The organism is Anseongella ginsenosidimutans, assembly GCF_008033235.1.
Classification (GTDB): domain Bacteria; phylum Bacteroidota; class Bacteroidia; order Sphingobacteriales; family Sphingobacteriaceae; genus Anseongella; species Anseongella ginsenosidimutans.
Genome location: NZ_CP042432.1, coordinates 3,044,498 through 3,064,820 on the forward strand (window position 1 = coordinate 3,044,498; position 20,323 = coordinate 3,064,820).

Here is a 20,323-nt window from a genome sequence, read left to right on the forward strand (position 1 = left end):
AGCTATGGCTGATAAGAAAAATGGCCTGGATGACAGGCTCCACTGGTACAAGGATGCTGTTATTTACGAATTGCACATTAAGGCGTTCTGTGACGGCAACGGCGATGGCATCGGGGATTTCCAGGGCTTAATGGAAAAGCTGGACTACCTCCAGGACCTGGGGGTTACCGCCATCTGGCTGCTCCCGTTCTATCCTTCTCCACTCAGGGACGACGGGTATGATATTGCCGACTATTATCGCATCAATCCTTCTTACGGCGATGTGAGGCAGTTCCGGCAGTTCCTAAAGGAAGCGCATCGCCGTAATCTCAAAGTCATTACCGAACTGGTGATCAATCATACTTCCGATCAGCACCCCTGGTTCCAGCGGGCAAGGAAGGCTCCTAAAGATTCCGTTTACAGGAATTTCTATGTATGGACGGATGATCCCGGACAGTACAAGGATGTTCGTATTATTTTCCAGGATTTTGAAGCTTCCAACTGGAATTGGGACCCCGTGGCTGAGCAATATTATTGGCACCGCTTTTTTTACCACCAGCCCGACCTGAATTATGATCATCCCCAGGTAAGGGAAGAAATTATCAGGATCCTGGATTTTTGGTGCAAGATGGGGGTCGACGGGTTTCGCCTTGACGCCGTTCCTTATCTTTTTGAACGGGAAGGCACCAATTCCGAAAACCTGCCTGAAACCCATGATTTTCTTAAAATGCTGAGAAAGCATATTGATGAACACTTTCCAGGCACCCTGCTGCTGGCTGAGGCTAATATGTGGCCCGAAGATTCGGCTTCTTATTTTGGCCAGGGGGATGAATGTCATATGAACTTTCATTTCCCGGTAATGCCGCGCATGTTCATGGCCTTGCAAATGGAAGACCGGTATCCGATCACCGATATATTTGAACAGACCCCGGAGATTCCCGATACCTGTCAATGGGCTATATTCCTTAGGAATCATGATGAACTGACCCTGGAAATGGTAACGGATGAAGAGCGGGACTACATGTATAAGGTGTATGTGAAAGATCCGAAAGCCCGGATCAACCTGGGCATCAGACACCGGCTGGCGCCCTTGATGGAGAATAACCGGAAAAAGATAGAGCTGCTGAACTGCCTGCTGTTCTCCCTCCCTGGAACGCCGGTGATCTATTACGGAGATGAAATAGGGATGGGCGATAATTTTTACCTGGGTGACCGGAACGGTGTGCGCACCCCTATGCAATGGAACGCCGGCCGGAATGCCGGCTTTTCGCAGGCAAATCCGCAGAAGTTATACCTCCCGGTAATACTGGACCCGGAATATCATTATGAATCGGTAAACGTAGAAATGCAATACCGGAATACTTCGTCCCTTCTTTGGTGGATGAAACGGATCATTCATATAAGGAAGAATCACAAAGCTTTCAGCAGGGGCGATATGCGATTTATTTCTTCCAATAATCCTAAGGTGCTGGTATTTACCCGCAGCTACAGGGAGGAGATCATGCTGGTCATGGTGAATCTTTCCCGTTATTCCCAGCCCGCGGAACTGGATATGAGGGAATACAAAGGATACCTGCCGGTGGAAGTGTTCAGTAAGAACCGGTTCCCGGCTATAAAGGAGGACGAATTTTATTTCTTTACCCTCAGCGGCCACGATTGCCAGTGGTTCATGCTTGAAAAAGTGCATCCCGGAGTAAATGAAGAGGCCTCGTTACCCCTTTTAGAGCTAGGTCATTGGAAAGACCTTCTGCAAAAAGATGTTCGCGGGGAACTGGAGAATCGCATCCTGCCTCCTTACCTCCGGCATATACGATGGTTCGGGGGGAAAGGGAGGACTATTCAGCATATCCGGATCATTAATCACGCAGTGGTCCCCCTGTCTGAGAATAGTGCCGTATTGCTGCTTATCGAAGTGACTTATCAAAGCGGGCTGCCGGAGGTCTATCATCTTCCGGTAGCCTTCGGAACAGAAGAGTTTGCCTTAAATATAAAGGAAAACTGCCCGCAGGCAGTGATAGCGCAGTTGCATGTGGGGGAACAGAAAGGCGTTCTTTTCGATGCCTTGTACGGCCCGCGGTTCCGTCAGGCTATTATTTCCAGAATGGCAGGTAACCGGCATATCTCCATGAAGGAGGGGATGATCCATTTTTCAGGGAATAAACTATTAAAACAGTACATCCGGGACCAGGAAAAGGTCAGGTCAAGGGTGCTTTCCGCTGAGCAAAGCAACACGTCGCTTACTTATAATAATTCTTTTTTCCTTAAAATGTACCGGAAAGTGGACCGCGCCGTGAACCCGGACCTTGAAGTCACCCATTTCCTCTCCAAACAGGCAAAATTTACGCATATTCCTGCCTTTACAGGCGCCATCCGCTGGAAATATGAAAACGATACCATGGTATTAGGGATGATGCAGGAATTGGTGGAAAACCACAGCGACGCATGGACGTATATGCAGGAAAGACTGGATGATTTTTATGAAAGGGTGCTTGCGCGGAACAAAGTTTCCTTCTCTTTCCCGGAATATGAAACCGATCTTACCCGCCCTGTCCGCTATCGTGATATCCCCGCCGATGTCCAGGAATTGCTGGACGGATCGGTGGCGGAGCGCGCCCGCCTGCTGGGAATAAGGACGGGGGAAATGCACAAGGCACTTGCATCCGGAAACACCCCGGACTTCAAGCCGGAGCATTTTTCCCTGCATTACCAACGCTCCCTCTATTCTTCCATGCAATCTCTGGTACGCGCAGCCTTTCAAAACCTGGCGGAAAACACGGACGAACTTTCGGGCGATATGACACGGGAAGCGGAAGAAATTCTGGATATGAAGGGGGACGTACTGAATATCCTTCGTCGTGTTTACCGGAAGAAAATAGACGTAGTAAAGATCCGCGTTCACGGCGATTATCACTTGGGGCAAGTCCTGTTGACCGGGAAGGATTTTGTGATCCTGGATTTTGAAGGAGAGCCTGCACGGCCTTACAGCGAAAGGAGGCTGAAGCGTTCCGCCTTGCGCGACGTGGCGGGCATGTTCCGTTCCTTCCATTACGCCGCCTATGCAAGCCTGCTCCTGGGCAACCAGATCCGGAAAGGAGATATTGGCAAGCTGCTTCCTTTTGCTGATCTCTGGTATCACTACATGAGCGGTTTTTTTATGCAGGCTTATATGGATACGGTCCGGGGTACAGCGCTGATCCCTTCCGCGGAGGAAGACCTGGCGGTCTTGTTGCAAACTTACCTGCTGGAAAAAGCTATATACGAATTGAATTACGAATTGGATAACCGTCCCAGCTGGGTCATCATCCCACTGCGTGGTATCCGGTTCATTATGGAGCATTCATGACAATTACAGATTTCGATATCGGTTTATTCAGGGCGGGAAAGCATTACCACCTGTACGAGAAGTTAGGCGCGCATATAACGGAGAAGGAAGGAATAAGCGGAACCACCTTTGCTGTTTGGGCGCCAAATGCGCGTTATGTTTCCCTTATCGGGAATTTTAATGCCTGGAACAGGAAAAGCCACCCGATGCAGGTTCGCTGGGATGAGTCGGGTATCTGGGAATTGTTCGTTCCCGGGATTGGAAAAGGAGAATATTATAAATATTATATAGAGTCGCAAAGCGGGCATATTGCCGAAAAAGGTGACCCCTACGCGTTTCACTGGGAAACTCCGCCGCATACGGCTTCTGTAGTCTGGGATACAGCGTTCCGCTGGACGGATGGAAAGTATATCAGGAAAAGGAATTCAGCTGCTGCGCTGAACGGCCCCCTGTCTATCTATGAAGTACATGCCGGTTCCTGGAGAAGGGTCCCGGAAGAAGGAAACCGCTTTATGACCTATCGCGAAATGGCGGAAGAACTGCCAGCTTACTGCGCGTACATGGGCTTTACCCACGTGGAATTTATGCCTTTGGCCGAACATCCCTTTTACGGTTCATGGGGCTACCAGATTACCGGTTATTTTGCTCCTTCCAGCCGTTTCGGCACGCCCCAGGATTTTATGTACCTCGTTAACCAGCTGCATAAAGCAGGTATTGGCGTTATCCTTGACTGGGTGCCCTCTCATTTTCCGGCCGATAACTATGGCCCCGCCCTTTTCGACGGTACCCATTTGTATGAATACGAGGATCCCCGGAAAGGTTTTCATCCCGATTGGAAGAGCCTGATCTTTAACTACGGAAGAAGTGAAGTGCGGGCCTTCCTGATATCCAATGCCCTCTATTGGCTGGATAAATATCATGTGGATGGCCTGCGGGTGGACGCGGTGGCTTCTATGCTCTACCTGGATTATTCCCGCAAGGAAGGAGAATGGATCCCGAACGAATTCGGCGGAAGGGAAAACCTCGAAGCTATTAGTTTTTTGCGGGAATTCAACGATGCCGTCCACACTCACCATCCTCATGCGCTTACCATTGCCGAAGAATCGACCGCCTGGCCCGGTGTTACCCATCCCACATCCGAAGGCGGCCTTGGGTTCGACCTGAAATGGATGATGGGATGGATGCATGATACTCTTACCTACTTTCAAAAGGAGCCGGTTCACCGGAGCTTTCACCAGGGGCAGCTGACCTTCAGCATCCAGTATGCTTTCAGCGAGAAATTCATCCTTCCCTTGTCTCATGACGAAGTTGTATATGGCAAAGGTTCCCTGATCCGAAAAATGCCCGGAGACGAGTGGCAGCAATTTGCCAGCCTGCGCCTGCTGTTTGCCTATATGTTCGGGCATCCCGGCGGAAAAATGATCTTTATGGGCGGCGAATTCGCCCAGGGACGCGAATGGGGTCACGACTACAGTCTGGACTGGCACGAAAATCATCACCCGCTGCACCAGGGAATCCAGTTGCTTTTAAAGGACCTGAACGAATTATACCGCGGGCAGCCCGCGCTTTATGCACAAAGTTTTGCTCCCGGGGGCTTTGAATGGATTGATTTCAGGGATTCGCAGAACAGCGTGATCAGCTGGATAAGAAAAAGCGGAAGAAACGAAGAGGATCTTCTGTTTGTTGCCCATTTTACCCCGGTAGTAAGGAGAAATTACCGGATCGGCGTGCCATACAAGGGTTTTTATACCGAAATATTCAATTCAGATGCCGGGAAGTACGGCGGCAGCAATTTGTTCCATGAAGCCATGCTGGAAACGGCGCCCATATTTATGCACGGCCGCAGCCACTCCCTGTCACTAACCTTACCTCCTTTGGGAGTGATCGTCCTGAAGCATCAGCACGATATGGATCCGGGCTATTGACCCGGGACTGGTTTAAGCAGCGCTTCGGACCTGGATTGTGGCTTTCCCTTTGTTCTCCCAATGATCTTTAATGATCTTGTTATTTCCATCAAGCAACAGCCGCCGGGTGTACCGTTCTCCGACAATGTCGCCGCGTTCATTTTTTTGCCCGATAAACAGCAGCACCGGCCGTCCTTCCTCTTCGGTTTTAAAGGCAAGATCGTACCGGCCGAACGTCGTCTCTATGAACGACGAGGGCGCATACTGCTTGCTGACAATCTTTAAAACCGCCGCTTTCAGGGGCATTATTTATCGTATTCGTCGTGGCCTTCCAGCTTCACTAACTTGTTATAGATCCCGAATAAGAGGAAGGGTGCCGCCCATTGACCGACGAATAAGGCGGTATGGTTCTTTTCCATTATCTTCAGGGTGAGGGAGGCAGCCATGCAGGTAACCGCTGCCCACAAATACCAGTCTGAAGGTATTTTGCTTGTTTGTTCTTCAATCATCTTTGCCATTGGGCCTTCCTGGCGGCTGACTTGTTTTCCTAATGTGTCCATGATAATTATTTTTTGTCTTTCTGTTTAAGGAGCAATTGGGGTGCCTTTTCCGACAGGATTGTCTGCAGGCCGGTAGGCTGTTTCCATTCAGAAAGACATGTCCCTTCACTTCCCCATTCAGGAAATTGTTTCCTTCCCGGATTTGCCTGGATATGATTGTTATCTTATCTTGCCTTCATTAAAATATAATCCGTTATGTATAAAAAAATAGCAACTGCTGTGCTGGCTTGCACGATGCTGGCAGTAACAGCGCCATTGCAGGGGGCAATCAAAATCAGGGAAGGGGAAGCAACTCCGGGGGAACAGCGAACCCTGGCCGGGCCGGGAGAAGAACGAATGATCGCTCCGGTAAAAAAAGCGGAAGCAGCAGACCTTATTGGCCGCTGGGACATTACTATTGACCAGGACGGCAAGCCGGCGCCTTCCTGGCTGGAAGTAAAACTTTCGGGCAACAGCACGCTGGTAGGATATTTCGTAGGTGTGGTGGGTAGTGCGCGGCCGGTGGCTGAGGTTAAGTTCGATAACGGGAAGTTCAGCTTCACGATCCCTCCGCAGTGGGAAGCCGGGGACCAGGATTTTGTGATCGAAGGCGAACTTAGCGGCGAGGGAATACAGGGTACTATTACCACCAGCGAAGGGAAAACGTACAACTGGAAAGGCGTAAAAGCCCCCTTCCTAAAAAGGACGGCTGAACCAGCCTGGGGCGAGCCTATTGAATTGTTTAACGGCAAAAACCTGGACGGATGGAAAGCCCTTGGTGAAAACCAGTGGGAAGTCAGGGACGGCGTTCTGACAAGCCCCCGCTCGGGAGCGAATTTAATTTCGGAACAGGAATTTATGGACTTTAAGCTGCACGTGGAGTTCAGGTACCAAAAAGGAAGTAACAGCGGCGTGTATTTAAGAGGCCGTTATGAAACACAGATTGAAGACAGCCCGGCCGAAGCGCATCCTTCCAGCGTATTATACAGCGGTATTTATGGATTCCTGCCGCCCAGCGAAATTGTCGCCCTGGGCCCTGGTGAATGGCAGAGCTACGATATCACGCTGACCGGCAGAATGGTGACCGTCGTTGCAAATGGAAAAACGGTTATCTGCAACCGGGAAATTCCGGGTATCACCGGCGGCGCCCTCGACAGCAACGAAGGGGAGCCGGGCCCGATCTACATTCAGGGCGATCATGGCCCTATCGAGTTTCGCAAGATTGTGATTACGCCGGCAAAATAAGGTGGCGTCTCCCTTACCGGCGGGATTTCATAGCGCGGACCCTTTTCGTGTTCTCATCCGTTAACAACTGCCGGTATTCTTCGGTTTCGCAGCCGTAGAGCGCTATTTTCCCGTCTTTATCACTATGTACTCCCCAGCCGTAGCGCTTGGGCAGGGGGGAAGCCCGGAAACAGGGCTGGCCCTTAGAAAAGAAGAGCTGTCTGGCTGCAGGCAGCTCTTCTTCTGTTAGGTCATTCTTCTCCGCAAACACCTGGAACAATACATCGTCTGAAGTGAATTTATAGGGATGCCTGCTGATTATTTCAAATTGAATAAGGGCAGCGGTTCTGCCGCTTCCTTTTGCGGGAGGAACTTCGCCTGTCTTTGCGGGACAATCCTCGGCGACTTCAACCAAGGTGTCCTCGTAATTAGTGGTATGTATTTTCATGATATTTAACAAATACTTGCTTTGGGGGTAAAGTTAAAAAAAGTATATTTGCCGCAGAGTAATCAGTACCCATGAAGATGATTGACCTAAAAAAAGCCCTGTTCTCCAGGGATCGCGTTTAAATCCGGGAGCTAATCCTGTTTTTTTCCTTTATCAGCCGGCGGGCTGAGTCCTATTATTTTTTATTTCAAATACAGGGGTTTATCCCTTTAGCTTTTAATTACTTATGTCTCAGGTAACAGGCAACTGGAGAAAAGTATTCTCCATTATATGGGCGGGTCAGTTTATGTCCCTGCTCAGTAGTTCTCTGGTGAATTTTGCAGTCATTATCTGGTTGAGCCTGGAAACGGGCTCCGCCGAGGTGCTGGCCCTGGCCGCGATTTCCGCCTTGCTGCCGCAATCGGTGATCGGGCTTTTTTCCGGCGTTTTCATAGACCGGTGGGACCGGAAAAAGACCATGATCATGGCCGATGGCTTCATTGCCCTCTGCACCCTGGTGATTGCTTCTTTGTTTTATTTCGGGCAAATGGAACTGTGGTACCTTTACCTATTGCTGGGCCTTCGTTCGGTAGGCTCAGCCTTTCATATGCCTGCCATGCAGGCCTCGGTACCTTTGCTGGCTCCCGCGTCCGAGCTGATGCGGGTAGCCGGGATCAACCAGGTAATACAGTCCGTTTCCAATATTGCCGGCCCGGCGCTCGGAGCCCTGGCTATTGGCCTTATGGACATTGGTTATGTTCTGCTTTTTGATATTGCCGGCGCCCTTTTCGCCATATTATCCCTGCTTTTTGTGCGAATTCCCAACCCGGAGCGCACCGTGCAGAAGGGAAAAGGTATAAAACAGGTACTAGGTGATATCGAAGCGGGGATTCGCGCTATCACCTTTTCCAGGGGATTTTCGCTGCTATTCCTTTTTTCGATCGTCGCCACGTTTTGCCTGATGCCGGTCGCCGTACTTTTTCCGCTGCTTACCCTGAAGCACTTTCAGGGGGATACTTTCCAGATGGGCTTGATAGAAGTCGTCTGGGGTGTGGGTATGCTGGCCGGAGGAGGATTGCTGGGTATGCTGAAAATACGGACGAACAAGGTGGTGTTGATCAACTGGATGTACATCATCCTGGGTGCGGTACTTGCGCTGTCCGGACTGCTGCCTCCCCGGGGTTATGCTGTTTTTGTAGTTTTGACAACCATCGGAGGCATAACCGGGGCAATATACAATGCCAGTTTCACGGCTATTATTCAGGAAAAGATCGATCCCGCGTTGCTGGGCCGGGTGTTCTCTATGTTTTTCAGCATCTCCCTTTTTCCGTCCCTGCTGGCGCTGATGGGCACCGGCTTCCTGGCCGATACGATCGGGATCAGCCGGACATTCGTGATTCTGGGAAGTGCGATCGGCCTGGTGGGTATCCTTTCATTTTTGGTGCCCGAAGTGACGCGCGCCGGAGAAGCGGGGCAAGGGCCGGCCTGATCACCGGCAGGATAGGGCAGGATGGCTCAAGGCGGGAAATACCCTATAATTGATGCTTATGCGGCCGCCGCATAGCAGTGCTTATCATAAATTTTTGCGATGAATAAAATATACCTTAAAACCCTCTTCTTGTTCCTTTCCGGGGCATTCATGTTTTCCTGCTCGGAGCAGTTGGCTGAAAACGTGCCGTTTTCCACACTTGAAGATAGATTTAAGACGCCTCCGGATTCGATCCAGACCAGCGTATACTGGTACTGGATCTCCGATAATATTTCAAAGGAGGGTGTGGTAAAAGATCTGCATGCGATGAAGGCCGTAGGAATCAACCGTGCTTTTATTGGAAATATCGGCCTCACCGGGGAGGTGCCTTACGGAGATGTAAAGTTGTTTACCGATGAATGGTGGGAGATCCTTCATGCTGCGCTTAAAACTGCGACCGAACTGAATATTGAGATCGGATTGTTCAACAGTCCGGGTTGGAGCCAGTCCGGCGGCCCCTGGGTAAAGCCGGAGCAAGCCATGCGCTACCTGGCGGCGGCCGAAACGGTCCTGGAGGGTCCGCGAAAGGTCTTGCAAAAATTATCCAGGCCCGGTGGGGCATTCCAGGATGTCAGGGTGTTGGCTTTCCCCGCGCCGGAAGGCTATGGGAGTACGTTTTCCAGCCTGAACCCGCGCTTAAACGCTGAACCCGGTATTGCAGGCGTGGACAAAGTAATGGACGGGGACACCGCCACCGTCTTGTCCCTGCAGCCAGGGAAGCAGACCATTATTACTATGACGGCATCCTCGGTTTATACGGCCAGGAGCCTGACGATCTATCCCGCAAAAAGGAACATGACGTTAAATGTGTTGCTTGAGGTAAAGGAAAATGGAAATTACCGGGAAGTAAAAAAAGTGACCGTTGACCGCAGCAATAATGCGCTGAACGTAGGTTTTGTGCCATATGCACCTGTCGCAATTTCCTTTGCTCCCGCTACTGGCAGCGCTTTCCGCCTGACCATTGACAAGGCTTCTCCCGGAGCAGGCATCGCTGAAATAGCATTGGCTACCACGCCTAAGGTGGGGCGTTATATTGAAAAAACCTTGGCAAAGATGCATCCCACGCCTTTGCCTTACTGGCATGAATATCAATGGGAGCCGCAGGAAGCGGTAGCGGACGACGCATACCTGGTTGATCCCTCCGGGGTCATAGACCTGACCGCCAGCATGTCGCCGGACGGAACGCTGAACTGGGAAGTGCCGGAAGGGAAATGGGTGGTGATGAGAACAGGCATGCTTCCTACCGGCGTTAAAAACGGACCGGCTTCACCCGAAGGAACGGGGCTGGAAATAGATAAAATGAATCACGAACACGTGATCAAACATTTCGAAGCTTTTCTGGGTGAAATTCTTAAACGTATTCCTGCCGAAGACCGTAAAACCTGGAAGGTGGCCGTTCAGGACAGTTACGAAATGGGCGGACAGAACTGGACAGACGGGTTTATGAAAAAGTTCAAAGAGCGGTTTGGTTATGACCCAACCCCGTATGTCCCGGTAATGTACGGGCATGTGATAGGCAGCCAGGACAGGTCGGATCGCTTCTTATGGGATCTCCGGCGTTTTATTGCCGACAACGTTGCTTATGAATACGTGGGAGGCCTGCGCGATATTTCCCACAAACATGGTCTCACCATCTGGCTTGAGAATTACGGGCACTGGGGTTTCCCGGGGGAGTTCCTTCAATATGGAGGGCAATCTGACGAAGTGGGCGGGGAATTCTGGAGCGAAGGAGACCTGGGCAATATTGAGAACCGCGCCGCTTCGTCCGCTGCCCATATTTACGGACGCAATAAAGTTTCCGCGGAGTCCTTTACCGCTGCGGGTAACACTTTTGGCCGTTATCCTGCCATGATGAAACAAAGGGGCGACCGCTTTTTTACCGAAGGGATCAATAATACGCTGCTGCACGTTTATATTCACCAGCCCTATGAAGACAGGAAGCCTGGTGTAAATGCCTGGTTCGGGAACGAATTCAATCGTTTCAATACCTGGTATTATGATATGGATATGTTCGTCGATTACCTGAAACGCTGCAACTTTTTGCTGCAGCAAGGCAAATACGTCGCTGACGTGGCGTATTTTATTGGCGAAGATGCGCCCAAAATGACGGGCATCCAGGATCCTGCCCTGCCAAAGGGATATTCCTTTGACTATATTAACGGGGAAGTGATCCGTGACCGGCTGTCGGTGAAAAACGGAAAGTTTATCCTACCCGACGGCATGCAGTACAGCGTGCTGGTATTGCCCCAGTTAAAAACCATGCGGCCGGAATTACTTGAAAAGATTGCGGAACTGGTAAAGGCAGGAGGGATCGTGCTTGGCCCGAAGCCGGAGCGTTCGCCAAGCCTTGCAAATTATGGCGAAGCGGACGGACGGGTGAAGAAACTAGCCGCCGATCTATGGGGCGCCATTGACGGAAAAACAGTAAAGATCAATACCTATGGCAAGGGACGTGTGATGGATGGGATGAGCCTGGAGGAAGTATTTAATGAAACAGGGATCCGGCCGGACGTTAAAACAACCGCTGAAGACCCTGTATTGTATATCCATCGTACACTACCTGAAGGAGAAATATATTTTCTTTCTAATCAAAGCGACAGGGAAATAAGTATCGATCCTGTATTTCGCGTGCAGGGCAAAACCCCGGAATTATGGAACGCGATCCATGGAACGGTTCGTGACCTTCCGGAGTTTAAAAGCATGGAAAATGGTACTGCGGTTCCGCTGAAACTGGATGCCTATGAAAGCGCTTTCGTGATTTTCAGGAAGGAACCTGCGCCGGGAACGACCGGCGAGAGGCTTAATTTCCCCGAACCGTTGAAGGCGCTGGAAATTAACAATACCTGGCAGGTTCAGTTTGATCCCGGCAGCAGGGGGCCTGCGGAGCCGGTTGCCTTTGACACACTCACGGACTGGTCAAAACACCCTGATCCGGCGATCGCTCATTATTCCGGAACCGCCGTTTACCATAATAGCTTTCAGCTGGACCGCCCCGAAGGCCGGGTGGTGCTGGACCTGGGTGCTGTAGTTGCACTGGCAAAAGTAAAGGTGAATGGGAAGGAAGTCGGCGGAGTGTGGACACCTCCCTACAAAGTGGACATTACAGAAGCGGTTCAGGAGGGGGAGAATAAGGTGGAAATAAAGGTGGTGAACACCTGGGTCAACCGGCTGATCGGAGATTTAAAAAAGCCTGAGGAGCAACGTAAAACATGGACATATATTAACCCGTATGCGGCCGAAAGCCCGCTTCATCCGGCAGGCCTGCTTGGTCCGGTAAGGGTTGAGCTAACCGCCTATTAAAAAAGCCGGGGAATTCTCCCCGGCCTTTTTTAAACCCATCCGCTGCAAAATGCAGGGGCAAATTCTTACTCTTCAGCAGGTGTGGCTTCGCTTGAATCCGCAGGAGCGAGGCCGGCTGCCTGATCCTGCTGCACAAGTTCATTGATCTTTTTCTGCACTTTCGGGCTATACTGGTAAGCCAGGATAATATCCTCAAACTCCTGCAGTTCCATACCCTCGTCCACGATGACTTTGGTCATCTTTTGCTGCAGCTCCTGCTGTATGCCCATTATTTCCTGGGTGGCGCTTTCCACTTTTTTTAGCTCTTCTTCAGAAGCGCCCGCATTGGTTGAGTCGTTCATCTGGCGGGCTGTCATGATTTCGCCGAAGCGTTCGGTTTCCAGTCCCTGTCCTTCGATGGCCTTTACCATTTCCGCCTCGCCCTGCTGCTGGTGAGGGGCAAGCTTTTTATTGATATCTATAAACTTTTCAAGTGTTTCATCACTAAAGTCTTCCTTTACGGCGGGCGCTTGTCCTCCCGGTAGCGGCTGCTGTTGCTGTTGTTGTTGCTGCTGAGCATAGAGGCCGGAAGCGGAAAGCAATATTGCCGCAAAGCCGGTCAGCGCTGCTGTTCTTAGTTTTTTTAAGCGTTTCATTTTTCTCGATTTTAATACATCAATTTGCCGCTTTCGACCGGTATTCCGGTCAGGGCGATTTTTATTTGAAACTCAAGGGATACAAATACAATGCCGGGCAGGGTTTGGAAAACCATGTTTAAAATATTATTTTCGATTCTCCTGAACCGTATGACTTATTTTAAAACATTTCCACCCTGCCCTGAACTGGCTGAAATTGTGGATTTCTACTGGCGGTCCATTATCACCCTCAGCGAAAGCCTCAGCCAGGAAGTACCTACGCCGCTTATGCAGGGAATGACCTTTAACCTGAATGCGCTGGCGGAAGATATGATCTTCCCGGAGAGAAAACTGACGATGAAAAAGTATTGTTATTTATTCGGTCAGCCCGTAAAGCCAAGGATATCCCTCAGTAATCCCCGGGGCATCGATATTCTGGGAGTTAAGTTCAAGGCGATGGGCATTCACCGGTTAACAGGGTTGAACATGCGTTACCTGGCGGATGATATTATTGAGGCGGACAGCGTTTGGGGTAACGAAGTGGAGCTGCTTTGCGAGCAAATGTACGAGGCCTCCGGAACGGGGGAAATGATCTGGATGCTGGAAAAATTTCTCACTGGAAAACTACGACAGCAGCAGAAAAAGCGGAATAACCTGGCGATGGCGGGAGCGCTGGAGCTGATGGGCGGAAAAAAGTTTTATACGCTGAAAGCGATACAGGAAATGACCTTTACTTCCAAGAAGACCCTGGAACGGTATTTTCTGGACCAAGTAGGCCTGCCGCCCAAGCGTTACGCCCGGATATGCCGGTTTAACCTGGTTAAAAATATGTTCGATCAGCAACCGGGGATGAATTGGCAGGAAATAGCCTTTCAGCTGGGCTATTATGATCAAAGCCATTTTATTAAAGAATTTAAAGAATTTTCAGGGAAAACACCGAATGAATATTGCGCATCCCGTCTCCTTGAATCCTCTGCGCTTTTCTAGTGTGTGAATTTAGTATTCACCAGACTAGTGTTGAAACCACCAGCTAATAGAAAGTTTCAATGACCGGCAACCTTCAGCTTCTGGACGTATTACTCACCTTGCTCCACCTGGCAATTATCGGCTTCAATCTCTTTGGGTGGATATGGGCCCCGCTGAGGAAAGCACATTTTATCAGCATTTTGCTAACTGCCGCTTCCTGGCTGCTGCTCGGCTATTGGTATGGCCTGGGCTACTGTCCCATTACCGACTGGCAATGGCGGATAAAAGAGCAGTTGGGAGAAAGGGGTCTTCCGGCCTCCTTCATCAAATATTTTGCGGATAAAGTCAGCGGGGAGAACCTGGATGCCTCATTGGTAGACACCTTGACGACGGTCTTTTTCGCCATTGCTGCCGCACTTTCTGTTTACGTAAATTTTTTCCGGAAGCGCCGGGGATAATAGTTTTTTCCGGTATCCCCTGTAATTGCGCACAATTACTATATTTACAGCCATTGCGCTAAAATAATGAGAAAATTAAACCAATAAATACAGGAAAGAATATGAAAAGAAGAAGTTTTGTTAAAGGGTTGGCAGCCGGCTCTGCCGTAGCTGGATTATCAGGCATGGCAAGCGCTGCCGGAACAACACGTTCCATGCCCCAAAAACATAATTTCAAACTGAAATACGCCCCCCACTTCGGCATGTTTGAGCATCATGCGGGAAAGGATCCCATTGACCAGCTTCATTTTATGGCTGAAACGGGTTTCATGGCGCTGGAAGACAACGGGATGATGGGCAGGCCGGCGGAGCTGCAGACCAAAATCGGTGACACGCTCGCCAAGCTCGGCATGACCATGGGCGTGTTCGTGGTTGATAAAGGCGGAAATTCCGCCAATACGCTTGCAGCCGGGAAAAAGGAACACGTGGATATTTTCCTGGATGGCTGCAGGCGGGCCGTAGAAGTGGCGAAAAGATGCAATGCCAAATGGATGACCGTGGTGCCCGGTGACTATGAGCGGCATCTTCCCCTGGGAATACAAACTGCCAATGTGATCGAAGCCCTGCGCAGAGGCGCCGAAATCCTGGAACCCCACGGCCTGGTAATGGTACTGGAGCCGCTGAGCGATTCGCCAAACCTTTTCCTGCAGTATTCCGATCAAACCTACCTTATCTGCAAAGCAGTGAATAGTCCTTCCTGCAAGATCCTTTACGATGCGTATCACCTGCAGAAAAATGAAGGGCAGCTTATTACCAATATAGAACGTTGCTGGGAAGAGATCCCTTATTTCCAGATCGGGGACAATCCCGGCCGGAAAGAGCCGACTACCGGGGAGATCAATTACCGGAACGTTTTCAAGTACATTCATGAAAAAGGTTATACCGGCGTAATGGGCATGGAGCATGGACTGTCCAAGCCAGGTAAAGAAGGGGAGCTTGCCCTGATACAGGCTTACGTGGAATCGGATAATTTTTAACCGGCTTTTGATCCGGTGTACCGTTGGGCTTACCGGAAATGAATGGTTTTTGTACGGAGCGGAGCCTCTTCCCAACAACGCGTTAATGTTGCCTGGTCAGGCAGGAGCGAAGGAATAGCACGATATTCCAGCTGCAGGCTGAAGGATTCATCAAAGGGAAAAGGCGTTATCCGTACTGTATCAGTGTCTTTCCAGCCGGCTTTCAAAGGACGGGTATTCACGCCCAGTTTTTCGGAATTAGAGAAGCCTTTTTTGAACCAGGGATGCTGATTTTTCCCTTCCTCGTTTAAGCAAATGAACAGGGAAAGGTTATCGCAGAACTGGAGCAGGTGAAAATGGAAATCCGCTTCTGCCTGCTCCTGTTCTTTCAGGCCAAGCGCTTTAACAAGGCCTTTTTGCCTGAGTAGTTCCGATTCATGGAAATCCCGTCCCGGCCCTGTCAGTGAAGAAGCGAAAAAGGACGCAAAATGTCTGCTGCACAGCAGGGCGGAATAAGGGTGTCCCTTTTCCATCGCATCTATTCCTTCCCGGTATAGTCCGATCTTTCGCTTTTCGGGGTAATCATCGAATGAATAAGGAAGCTTTGTCCCGGGGTTCAGCAGGGGAGCCTTATCAGCCTCTTCCCAGCATTGATCATGGTGGTGAACAGTAAACAGCACCTCTTCCAGCCGGTCAAATCCTTGAAAGGCCGTGACCTTCCAATGGCCGGCAAATAAACCCGCAAGCGCGGCATGATGAGGTTGAGTAATAAGCAGCAAGTCATTTCTCTGTTCACGTATGATCATATTTGATTTTTTCTAACCGGGAACCTTGCAACAATTTTGCCACAAATTTGTATGTTTGAACATGCAGATTGATCATACATCTCCGGTCCCCCTTCATAAGCAAATAGAAGTACTTATAAGAAGCCTGGTAGAAAGCGGCGATTATGACGGCGGAAAACTATTGCCCAGGGAAGAGGAGCTTGCCAGGAAATTCGGCGTATCCAGGAATACGGTAAGGCAAGGCATTTACAAGCTGGTACTCGAGGGATTGCTGGTTCGAAAAAAAGGGGTAGGAACCATGGTGGCGCCAAGGACCATTACCACTCATCTGGATGAATGGCATAGTTTCACCGAAGAAATGAGCCGCAGGGGGATTAAGGTGCGCAATTACCTGGTGGACATTCAAAGCGAGGCGGCTCCGCAGGGAGTTTCTGAGCTGTTCCAGGTACAAAAAAATGCCGAATTATTTAAACTTGAACGCCTCAGGGGCGATGAGAATGGCCCTTTTGTCTATTTTATATCCTGGTTTCATCCGAGGGTCCCCCTGAGTGGAACGGAAGACTTTACGCGGCCCTTGTATAAGCTCTTTGAGGAGAAATTCTCCATTTTTCCTACTTCTTCGCACGAAGAGCTGAAGGCGGTCAAGGCCAGCGAAAAGGTGGCCGCTTACCTTGGAATTGAGGAAAACACGCCTGTGTTATTCCGGAAAAGAACGGTATTCGATACGGGTAACCGGATCATTGAATATAACCTCGGTTATTACCGGAGCGATAAATTTGCTTATTCCATTAACATCCGCAGGAATTCTTAAGAACCCGCTCCTGTATACCAGTAGAGGGCCGAGATTTAATTTTAAAAGAACATTTGATAATTAATTCTTTTAAGCAGGGATAATCTCCTTGTTTTTAATTATGTTTGTTTTATATGTTCAAACATTTGGACATTACAACAATACTTTGGGAACAGATGACAATGAAAAAAGAAACAGCTTCCGGAATGACGGACCAGGCAGCGCCTGGGCGGAAAGACCAGACCGCCGGCATGCGGAAAACAACGCAACCTGCTTTGCCGCTTCAAAGGGAAAAGCGGGAACGGGAAGGTTATGACATTTTCCCGGTTTTTTCGCTGGAAGAAGAGAATATTTACAAGGGTTATGAAACGCTTGCTGCCTGGATCAGCGACTTTCGCCAGGTAACGATTGACGGTTATTCCGGCGTACACTGGCAAGCATTTACAGAAGCTTTGAATCAGGCCTTTCGGAAGAACGGGATTTCCGTAAACTGGCATTGTATAGATGCAGCATTAAAGGGAGAAGCAGAGATAGAGCGCCTGACAGCGCCTTTTCTGGGCGGAGAGGACCCGCTTTTCGGACGGCTTTTTCCGGGAGAGTTAACAGATTTCTTCGAAACGGCGAAGTTGGAGAAAATAACGCCCCCGGGCAACAGCCTGGATATACTCTATGGCACAGGCGCCGCGCTCGCCGGATGGAAAGGCCCGCTGGTGTACCTGGATGTGCCCAGGAACGAGATACAGTACCGCTCAAGAGCGGGATCGGTTTGTAATACCGGGCGTTCCGCTCCCCGTCCCCTGCACAGCAATACAAACAATTCTTTTTCGTCGACTGGGTGGTCTTGAATAAGCACAGGAAAAGCCTGCTTCCCCGTATCGACGCCTTTGTAGATCAACAAAGAACAGATGGTATTACCTGGATGGAGGGCGAAAACTTCCGCCATGCGCTAGATCTCGTAGTAAGAAACGCTTTCCGGGCGAGGCCCTGGTTTGAAGCGGGCGCCTGGGGCGGCAACTGGATGAAGCAGCATATCGAAGGGCTGCCTTACGAAGAGATCAACTATGCCTGGTCCTTTGAACTGATTACCCCGGAGAATGGAGTGATCCTGGAAAGCAGCGGAAAAATGCTTGAATTCGGCTTTGATTTTTTAATGGTTCATAATAATAAGGCCGTACTCGGAAAGGCGGTATCCCGGTTCGGGGACCAGTTTCCCATTCGCTTTGATTTTCTGGATACCTTCAGCGGCGGCAACCTCTCGCTGCAATGCCATCCGGGTAATGCGTATATAAAAGCACATTTTGGTGAAAATTTTACTCAGGACGAGACGTACTATATTCTTGACGCCGGCGAAAACGCGGAGGTGTACCTTGGATTCCGGGAAGGCGTTTCCGGGGAGCGATTCAGGGAGACGCTGGAAGAAAGTGTTTTGGACCAGGTTCCCGTACAGGTGGAAGATTTTGTCCAGGTATTCCCGGCGAAGAAACACGATCTTTTTCTGATTCCCAACCGCACCATTCATTGTTCAGGCGTTAATAACCTGGTGCTGGAAATAAGCAGTACCCCTTATATCTATACCTTTAAATTGTATGACTGGCTCCGTCCCGGGCTGGACGGAAAGCCACGGCCGCTGAACCTGCAAAGAGGGTTTGAGAACCTGGATTTTTCAATGGAAGGAGAAAGAGTAAAAAAAGAGCTGTTGTCGGTGCCTCAGCTCCTTGAGGAAGGGGATGACTGGCAGCTGCTGGAACTGCCTACTCACCAGGAGCATTTCTATCGCATCCAGCGGCTTGAATTCGAATCTGAAATGCAGCTGGAAACGGAAGACGGCGCCCAGGTGTGTAACCTCGTGGAAGGAGGGCCTGTCAGGGTTTATACCAGCTCCCGGGAACTGACCCTGCAATTCGCGGAAACATTCGTCGTTCCCGCCGCGGCGGGAACATTCAAACTGGTTAATCTCGGAAAGAAGAAAGCAAAGGTTGTTAAAGCTTTCGTGAAATAAGATAATTATGCAACAGTCCAATCGTTTTTTCCTGCTGCTGATCACCTTTGTGGCCGCCCTGGGTGGTTTGCTTTTCGGATTTGATATGGCTGTTATTTCCGGTGTGCTTCCTTTTGTACGAGAGCAGTTTTCGCTTTCACCCCTCCGGGAAGGATGGTTTGTGTCCTCCGCGTTAGTCGGCTGTATTGCCGGTGTCGCATTTTCAGGGGAGCTGAGTGACCGGCTGGGCAGAAAAAAGATGCTTTTACTTTCTGCGGTGCTTTTCCTGCTTTCCGCCATCGGCGCCTGTCTGGCACCCGGCTTTTCTTTCCTGGTCATTTCGCGGATAGCGGGTGGGCTGGGAGTAGGGATCGCTTCCAGCGTGGCGCCGCTTTATATTTCAGAAATATCGCCGGCCAGGATCAGGGGCCGCCTGGTCACCTTTTACCAGCTGGCTATCACGCTTGGTATCCTGGCGGCCTACCTGAGCAATGCAGGTTTGCATCATTATGCTGCCGGGGCCGCCGTGACTTCGGAAGGTTTTTTTGCGTATGTTTTCAACCGGGAAGTCTGGAGGGGCATGTTTGGGGTCGGAGCGATTCCTTCTGTGTTATTCCTTCTGGGATTAGCCCTGGTGCCGGAGAGCCCCAGGTGGTTGTTTCAAAAAGGAAGAAAGAAGGAAGCAATGATTATCCTGGAGAAGATAAGCGGCCCCGGAGAAGCCAGGCAGGTAACGGAAGCCGCCGCGGAAATCAAAGTCCGGGAAGGAGGCAGCTACCGGGAGTTGCTAAAGCCTGGCATGCGGAAGGCGCTTTTAATTGGCATATTGCTTCCCTTTTTCTCCCAGTTTTCGGGCATAAACGCCGTTATTTATTACGGGCCCAGCATCCTGAACGAGGCCGGGATCGATCTCAGCAATGCCTTGCTCGGCCAGATCATCCTTGGAGGGGCTAACGTGGTCTTCACCTTGCTGGCTATCTGGAAAGTAGACCAGCTCGGCAGGCGGCCGCTGTACCTGTTTGGGACGGCCGGCGCGGCCGTAAGCCTGTTTTCTACCGGCCTGTGTTTTTACCTGGGCGCTACCGGCAGCTGGTTACTGCTGCTCAGCGCCCTCCTTTTTCTCGGATGTTTTGCGTTCTCCATCGGCCCTATCAAGTTCGTGGTCGCCTCGGAGATATTTCCCAATCATATCCGGGGGCGCGCACTCGCAATTAGCATAATGACCATGTGGGTGGCGGACACCATTGTAGGGCAGCTGACGCCTTTAAGCCTGGAACGCCTTGGGACGGCGGTGACTTTTTGGGTATTTGCCGGCTTTTGCCTGGTAGCCTGGTGGGTAGGGAACAAATTACTGCCCGAGACCAAGGGAAAAACCCTGGAAGAGATCCAGGAGATCTGGCGAAAATAAAGGGGAAATCCGGCCCGCGGTCCGAATTGTGTACGAAACTGTTACACATTTGCTTTGTGTGTAAGCAAAATATTACTAGATTAGCTTATATGTGTAAACATATGAA

General features: G+C 50.3%; 17 protein-coding genes. 12 read left to right on the plus strand and 5 right to left on the minus strand.

The window, feature by feature from the left end; translation table 11 throughout:
* The first annotated feature begins 4 nt into the window (after window positions 1-4).
* Both treS and glgB read left to right on the plus strand, forming a co-directional pair.
* Complete coding sequence (treS, locus tag FRZ59_RS12575) at window positions 5-3,322, plus strand: maltose alpha-D-glucosyltransferase (RefSeq protein WP_132128790.1); 3,318 nt, start codon at window positions 5-7, stop codon at window positions 3,320-3,322.
* On the plus strand, window positions 3,319-5,226 hold the full coding sequence (gene glgB / locus FRZ59_RS12580) for a 1,4-alpha-glucan branching protein GlgB (RefSeq protein ID WP_132128792.1): 1,908 nt from the start codon (window positions 3,319-3,321) through the stop codon (window positions 5,224-5,226). Before treS ends, glgB begins: the two co-directional genes overlap by 4 nt.
* 12 nt (window positions 5,227-5,238) lie before the next feature.
* Here the strand turns inward: glgB and FRZ59_RS12585 are convergent, their stop codons facing one another.
* Window positions 5,239-5,511, minus strand: a complete 273-nt coding sequence (locus FRZ59_RS12585) for a hypothetical protein (protein ID WP_132128794.1) — start codon at window positions 5,509-5,511, stop codon at window positions 5,239-5,241.
* Window positions 5,511-5,765, minus strand: coding sequence for a hypothetical protein (locus tag FRZ59_RS12590; RefSeq protein ID WP_132128796.1), 255 nt, complete (start codon window positions 5,763-5,765; stop codon window positions 5,511-5,513). The genes FRZ59_RS12585 and FRZ59_RS12590 overlap by 1 nt, the downstream gene beginning before the upstream one ends.
* A 195-nt stretch (window positions 5,766-5,960) precedes the next feature.
* On the opposite strand from FRZ59_RS12590, the gene FRZ59_RS12595 reads away from it, so the two are divergent.
* Window positions 5,961-6,989, plus strand: a complete 1,029-nt coding sequence (locus FRZ59_RS12595) for a 3-keto-disaccharide hydrolase (RefSeq protein WP_225975056.1) — start codon at window positions 5,961-5,963, stop codon at window positions 6,987-6,989.
* Window positions 6,990-7,002: 13 nt separating this feature from the next.
* Here the strand turns inward: FRZ59_RS12595 and FRZ59_RS12600 are convergent, their stop codons facing one another.
* Window positions 7,003-7,416: a DUF6157 family protein gene (locus FRZ59_RS12600; RefSeq protein ID WP_132128798.1), complete on the minus strand. Its 414-nt coding sequence runs from the start codon at window positions 7,414-7,416 to the stop codon at window positions 7,003-7,005.
* A 226-nt stretch (window positions 7,417-7,642) separates the two neighbouring features.
* Here FRZ59_RS12600 and FRZ59_RS12605 point away from each other — a divergent pair, with 226 nt between their 5' ends.
* Window positions 7,643-8,884 carry an MFS transporter gene (locus FRZ59_RS12605; protein ID WP_132128800.1) on the plus strand — a complete coding sequence of 414 codons (1,242 nt, stop codon included), beginning with the start codon at window positions 7,643-7,645 and terminating at the stop codon, window positions 8,882-8,884.
* Window positions 8,885-8,983: 99 nt separating this feature from the next.
* Window positions 8,984-12,223 carry a glycosyl hydrolase gene (locus FRZ59_RS12610; RefSeq protein ID WP_132128802.1) on the plus strand — a complete coding sequence of 1,080 codons (3,240 nt, stop codon included), beginning with the start codon at window positions 8,984-8,986 and terminating at the stop codon, window positions 12,221-12,223.
* Window positions 12,224-12,288: 65 nt separating this feature from the next.
* On the opposite strand, the gene FRZ59_RS12615 is transcribed toward FRZ59_RS12610, so the two are convergent.
* Window positions 12,289-12,858: a DUF4168 domain-containing protein gene (locus FRZ59_RS12615; RefSeq protein ID WP_132128803.1), complete on the minus strand. Its 570-nt coding sequence runs from the start codon at window positions 12,856-12,858 to the stop codon at window positions 12,289-12,291.
* A gap of 114 nt (window positions 12,859-12,972) precedes the next feature.
* Here FRZ59_RS12615 and FRZ59_RS12620 point away from each other — a divergent pair, with 114 nt between their 5' ends.
* The 3 genes from FRZ59_RS12620 to FRZ59_RS12630 all read left to right on the plus strand — a co-directional run bounded on the left by FRZ59_RS12620 (window position 12,973) and on the right by FRZ59_RS12630 (window position 15,277).
* Window positions 12,973-13,824 (plus strand): helix-turn-helix domain-containing protein, encoded by an 852-nt coding sequence (locus tag FRZ59_RS12620; RefSeq protein WP_158640630.1) that lies wholly within the window; start codon window positions 12,973-12,975, stop codon window positions 13,822-13,824.
* A 59-nt stretch (window positions 13,825-13,883) separates the two neighbouring features.
* On the plus strand, window positions 13,884-14,261 hold the full coding sequence (locus FRZ59_RS12625; RefSeq protein ID WP_132128805.1) for a DUF2784 domain-containing protein: 378 nt from the start codon (window positions 13,884-13,886) through the stop codon (window positions 14,259-14,261).
* Window positions 14,262-14,362: 101 nt separating this feature from the next.
* Complete coding sequence (locus FRZ59_RS12630) at window positions 14,363-15,277, plus strand: TIM barrel protein (protein WP_132128806.1); 915 nt, start codon at window positions 14,363-14,365, stop codon at window positions 15,275-15,277.
* A gap of 29 nt (window positions 15,278-15,306) precedes the next feature.
* Here the strand turns inward: FRZ59_RS12630 and FRZ59_RS12635 are convergent, their stop codons facing one another.
* A complete protein-coding gene (locus tag FRZ59_RS12635) occupies window positions 15,307-16,062 on the minus strand; it encodes a DUF3891 family protein (RefSeq protein WP_132128807.1) in 756 nt (251 codons plus the stop codon).
* A 61-nt stretch (window positions 16,063-16,123) separates the two neighbouring features.
* Between FRZ59_RS12635 and FRZ59_RS12640 the strand changes: the two genes are divergently transcribed.
* The 4 genes from FRZ59_RS12640 to FRZ59_RS12650 all read left to right on the plus strand — a co-directional run bounded on the left by FRZ59_RS12640 (window position 16,124) and on the right by FRZ59_RS12650 (window position 20,217).
* On the plus strand, window positions 16,124-16,852 hold the full coding sequence (locus FRZ59_RS12640) for a GntR family transcriptional regulator (protein WP_225975294.1): 729 nt from the start codon (window positions 16,124-16,126) through the stop codon (window positions 16,850-16,852).
* A 161-nt stretch (window positions 16,853-17,013) separates the two neighbouring features.
* Window positions 17,014-17,676 carry a DUF8485 domain-containing protein gene (locus tag FRZ59_RS19140; RefSeq protein WP_225975057.1) on the plus strand — a complete coding sequence of 221 codons (663 nt, stop codon included), beginning with the start codon at window positions 17,014-17,016 and terminating at the stop codon, window positions 17,674-17,676.
* Complete coding sequence (locus tag FRZ59_RS12645) at window positions 17,673-18,830, plus strand: class I mannose-6-phosphate isomerase (protein ID WP_225975058.1); 1,158 nt, start codon at window positions 17,673-17,675, stop codon at window positions 18,828-18,830. The genes FRZ59_RS19140 and FRZ59_RS12645 overlap by 4 nt, the downstream gene beginning before the upstream one ends.
* A gap of 7 nt (window positions 18,831-18,837) precedes the next feature.
* Window positions 18,838-20,217, plus strand: a complete 1,380-nt coding sequence (locus tag FRZ59_RS12650; RefSeq protein WP_132128809.1) for a sugar porter family MFS transporter — start codon at window positions 18,838-18,840, stop codon at window positions 20,215-20,217.
* The last annotated feature ends 106 nt before the right edge of the window (window positions 20,218-20,323 follow it).